This is a genomic window from Methanosarcina sp., from assembly GCF_035390745.1.
In the GTDB taxonomy this organism is placed as follows: Archaea; Halobacteriota; Methanosarcinia; order Methanosarcinales; family Methanosarcinaceae; genus Methanosarcina.
On the sequence record NZ_DAOOUJ010000015.1, the window covers coordinates 44,972 to 49,379 of the forward strand.

Sequence of the window (4,408 nt, forward strand, 5' to 3'; positions counted from 1 at the left end):
CTGGAACCGATACTGGAACCGATACTGGAACCGATACTGGAACCGATACAGGAACTGATACAGGAACTGATACAGGAACCGATACTGGAACTGATACAGGGACCGATACTGGAACCGATACTGGAACCGATACAGGAACTGATACAGGAACTGATACAGGAACTGATACTGGAACCGATAACTCAAAAACTGATGATTCAGGGTCAGGAAACAGTGCAGAAAGTGAGAGTTCCAGCTCCAGTTCCAGTTCTACCTCAAATTCAGGTTCAAGCTCCAGTTCCAGTTCTACCTCAAATTCAGGCTCAAGCTCTAATTCAGGTTCCAGTTCAGATTCGGACTCAGGTTCCAGCGGCATGGGAAGCGGCATCTCCACAGAGCCGGCAGAAAACATTGATGTTAAAGAGCTTGCTACCAGAAACGTAATAAGCGGCTATCATATTGAATACAAATTCCCGGAAAACGTTACATGCATAACTCATATCGAATACGATGCAACAAGGACATTCAGGAAGACGACAACAATAGTAGAAGTTCTTAAAGGAAAATCCACTCTTGTCCCTATACTTCCTCCCGGAGAAATATATAAACACGTGAATATCTGGGTAGGAGAAAATGCAGCAGGACTTCCCACTTCCCTTAAAAACGGAGTGGTAGGGTTCAGGGTTGAAAAAGCATGGATTGAAGAGAATAATGTCAGTGAATCCCTGGTAACACTTCAACGGTATGAGAAAGGCAAAGGCTGGAAGCCTCTTGATACAGAAAAAACCGGAGAAGACGAAAAATATGTTTATTTCGAATCAAAAACCCCTGGATATTCCTTCTTTGCAATAACGGAATACAATGCAGAGAAAGATAAAGAAGAAACTCAATTGCAGCAAACTCTGAGGGCCCTGACAGGCTCAGGAAAGGGCAGCATAGCCAAAGAACCTATGAAAATGGCTAAAATATTTTTAGCAATTGCTCTACCGTTGTTTATGGTTATTGCAGGATATTGTGTATTAAAGAAAAAGATCTAAAAATCCACTTTTAGCGTGAAAGTATGCGAGGCTTCTTGCCTCATTTACTCTAAATTCTTAATTTCACAGGCATTTAAAAAGAATAAAACAGATTGCCCCTTCAGAGAGGCAAAGAAAACGAGAAAAAGGGAAAAAATTCAAACGTTCACTTTACTTTTACTGCAAGCATTCTGTCCAGGGCTTCTTTTGCTCTGACCCTTACGTCTTCGGGGACGGTTACTTTGCGTTCCATTTTTTCAAGAGAAGCAAGGACCTTTTCAAGGTTGACCATTTTCATGCTGGGGCAGCAGGCAAACTCAGAGATGCAGTAATATTTCTTTTCCGGAGCCGCTTTGAGGAGCCCGTGAATAAGCCCGCACTCCGTGCCTATTATAAACTCCTGTGCAGGAGATTTTTTTGCGTATAAAATCATGCCCCGCGTACTCGCCACATGGTCTGCAAGTTCAAGGACTTCTGGGCGGCATTCTGGATGGGCTATGAATTTAGCCTGAGGATGCTTTTCTTTCATTTTCAGGACATCTTCCCTGAGGATCTGGTGGTGGGTGGGGCAGTGCCCTTCCCATGGAATGATTTTTTTATCAGTCCGGGCTGCGACATAAGCAGCCAGGTTCTTGTCGGGCACAAAGATGATCTCTTCAGCGTCCAGCGAGTTTACCACTTCCACAGCGTTGGCAGATGTGCAGCAGATATAGGATTCTGCTTTTATTGCAGCCGAGCTATTCACGTAAGAGACAACAGGGGCATCGGGATGCTTTTCTTTTAATTTCTTAAGGCCTTCTACGTTTACCATATCTGCCATAGGGCAGGTAGCATCAATTTCAGGCAACAAAACCGTTTTATTCGGAGAAAGAATTGCAGCGCTTTCTCCCATAAAATGGACGCCACAAAAAACAATAACTTCCGCATCCTGGCTTACGGCTTCCTGGCTAAGGGCAAGGGAGTCTCCGACAAAGTCCGCAATGTCCTGGACTTCAGGGCGGGAATAATAATGAGAAAGAATTACTGCGTTTCGTTTTAACTTCAATTCTTTGATCCTTTTTATAAGGTCTGCTTGCTGCATGGGACCACCATAAATGTTAGAGGAAATTAAGCTGAAAGTTAACCAGAGATATTTTTAACGGAAAGAATCTAAAACTCCGGAAATAGCTCGCGTGATATTTGATTTACTGGTATTTTAATAGGGGGGCATATTAAACGTAAAAAAGTGCAGTAAGGAAGATTTATCCATAAAGCTTTTTTTCGCGCACATACGCTGTCTCCTTGGATGTACCTGCTTAACTCTTCCGTCCTATATAATATTTGTGAACACAGCCAGCCTTCTGTCCTGAAAAGTTCACAGGGGACCGGATTGAGAAAGAAAAAGAAAAAACAGGAAAAAAATGAAAATCAAATAGAAATTTTGATCTTCAAGCTTGAAATTTTAAAAGATTCAGGTTCCTATCTGAACAGGGTTAAGGAGCTTTTTCAGGGTGGAAATCGCAGAAAGAGCTGCAAGATAACTTGTTTTAGGGTTATCCGGAGAGGGAAGGTTTTCCACTCTTGTGCAGAACTTTCCAAATGCTCCTTCTACGGTAATTTCATGCACATTTCTTGAAAGAGAAGGATCAGCTATAACCTTTACCATCGTCCGTTCAAAACCTATTCCTGCGAGGCTTATGGTGGCTGCCACGTTAACATTTGCAGGAAAGGCTTTTACGGCTTCTGAGGCAGTCCCTTCAAAAAGCACGGTCTCTTTTTCGAGCTTTTCAAGTTCTATGCCTTGTTCCACAACATAAGGGGCTCCCATAAGGCCTGAAGGAGGTTTTCTGGTGGTCAGGGTGACAGAGGAAACCCCGGCTGCACATGCTGAATTTATTCCGTCTATTCCGACAACTGCGCCCGAAGGGAAATAAAGCTTGCAGTTGTGCTGCTTTGCAAGCCCGAAAAGGGTTTCCCTCAATTCTTTATCAGCAAAAGCGCCCACACTCAATACCATCACATTACGTCCGGCCTGAAGGGCCTGAGGTACAATGAACCTGACGGCATTCTGGGAAGCGCTTTCAATAACAAGATCCACACTGCGTATGAGTTCTTCAATTTTCATATATGCAGGCCTGCATGTTTTCAGGGATGATGCAAGTTCAAAGGCTTTGCTTTCAGAAGAGTCACAGAGGGCATATAACTCTGCATCAATCTCTCCTCTGTCAATTGCCCTGCAGATCTGTCCGCCGATAAAACCGCAGCCAATTATTCCTATTTTCAGTATTCCAGGCTCCTGAGAATAATCAGTAAGTTTTAATTTATTCAACCAGTTTAGCTGGTATTTTTCAATTAGATATAATTCCTTATATTATAGTAATCTTAATATCCCCGGCACAGAAGAGTTCCAGGAATTGGAGTACTGTACACCTTTCTCTCTCTTTAAACCTTCTGTTAACAGGGACCTGTTTTCGCCTCAAAATACCCGTCAGCTCCTGACTTTTTTATCCCTGTTGTCAGTACCCATTTTGCAGAACACAGATAACAACAAACGCTCTTGTCTGTGCTCCCTACCAGAAACAAAGTACAGCATAGCAGAAAAAACTTTTATATGTTAGCATTCATAGATATGCAGAAGGTGGGGAATATTTGATAGAATCCGAAAATTTAGTAAGGGGAATACTTGCTTTTATCGTTATCTGCTGGATAATAATGATGTTAGGTATGTATTTTACAGAGAATCCCATTTAATAAAAAGTAGAAGATAGAATCCAGATATCTTAGCAAATTTCTTATATTTGTTAAAACAATGCTTTATTATGAAATTTTCACCTCATATTCCCTGGGTTATACCTATAGTTATTATTCTCACATTTGTGTGGGTTTTTAAAAAAATTCTTGATGCCATCAGGGGCAGAAAATCTCAAAAATAGAATTGCTACCAGAATTTTCAAAAAGGTTTTTTCTTTTCTCCAGATGCCTCTAAAGCTTTCTGATTACACACATGAAAGAAACAATCTTTCAGACTCAAACTACCATTAAATATATTAATTGTGATTTTCAACAACTTTTTTTCGTAGTTTAGTTTTTTAGATTCTTTTAAGCACATATAGTATTTTTTATTAGGACATATAGTTAAGCCGCAAAAATCAGCATCCATTAAACTCTCAACGGTCATATTCAAAAAATAGTACTTAAATTGCGGAGTCTGGACTGTTTACATTAACTCGCATAAACACTGTATTAAAAGAAATTGGGTTGTGGCCACGGCATATGCAGGAAAAGCACCGCTGACAGTCACATTTACAGACAAGAGTACAGGGGCACCAACTTCCTGGTACTGGAAATTTGGCGATAAAGTCACTTCAACAGACCAGAATTTGCGTGGCTGGAAAAAACCTCAATGATGCCGGAATACTGGTGGACTTTGGAGA

At 41.2% G+C, this 4,408-nt stretch carries 4 protein-coding genes; 1 reads left to right on the forward strand and 3 read right to left on the reverse strand.

The window, feature by feature from the left end:
• Positions 1-1,016: PGF-pre-PGF domain-containing protein (locus tag PLL47_RS05870; protein WP_324445268.1), on the forward strand; the 1,016-nt coding region annotated here is incomplete at its 5' end.
• A gap of 145 nt (positions 1,017-1,161) precedes the next feature.
• Here the strand turns inward: PLL47_RS05870 and nadA are convergent.
• The 3 genes from nadA to PLL47_RS05885 all read right to left on the reverse strand — a co-directional run bounded on the left by nadA (position 1,162) and on the right by PLL47_RS05885 (position 4,152).
• Positions 1,162-2,076 carry a quinolinate synthase NadA gene (nadA, locus tag PLL47_RS05875; protein WP_324445269.1) on the reverse strand — a complete coding sequence of 305 codons (915 nt, stop codon included), beginning with the start codon at positions 2,074-2,076 and terminating at the stop codon, positions 1,162-1,164.
• A 369-nt stretch (positions 2,077-2,445) separates the two neighbouring features.
• Positions 2,446-3,261: an aspartate dehydrogenase gene (locus PLL47_RS05880; protein ID WP_324445271.1), complete on the reverse strand. Its 816-nt coding sequence runs from the start codon at positions 3,259-3,261 to the stop codon at positions 2,446-2,448.
• Between the two features lie 663 nt (positions 3,262-3,924).
• The gene (locus PLL47_RS05885) at positions 3,925-4,152 is read right to left on the reverse strand and encodes a hypothetical protein (protein WP_324445270.1); all 228 of its coding nucleotides are present in this window, start codon (positions 4,150-4,152) and stop codon (positions 3,925-3,927) included.
• Positions 4,153-4,408: the final 256 nt, after the last annotated feature.

Excerpts from the sequence above, each read along its gene's own strand:
- nadA (WP_324445269.1), bottom strand. The coding sequence starts at position 2,076 with ATGCAGCAAGCAGACCTTATAAAAAGGATCAAAGAATTGAAGTTAAAA.
- PLL47_RS05885 (WP_324445270.1), bottom strand. The coding sequence starts at position 4,152 with ATGACCGTTGAGAGTTTAATGGATGCTGATTTTTGCGGCTTAACTATA.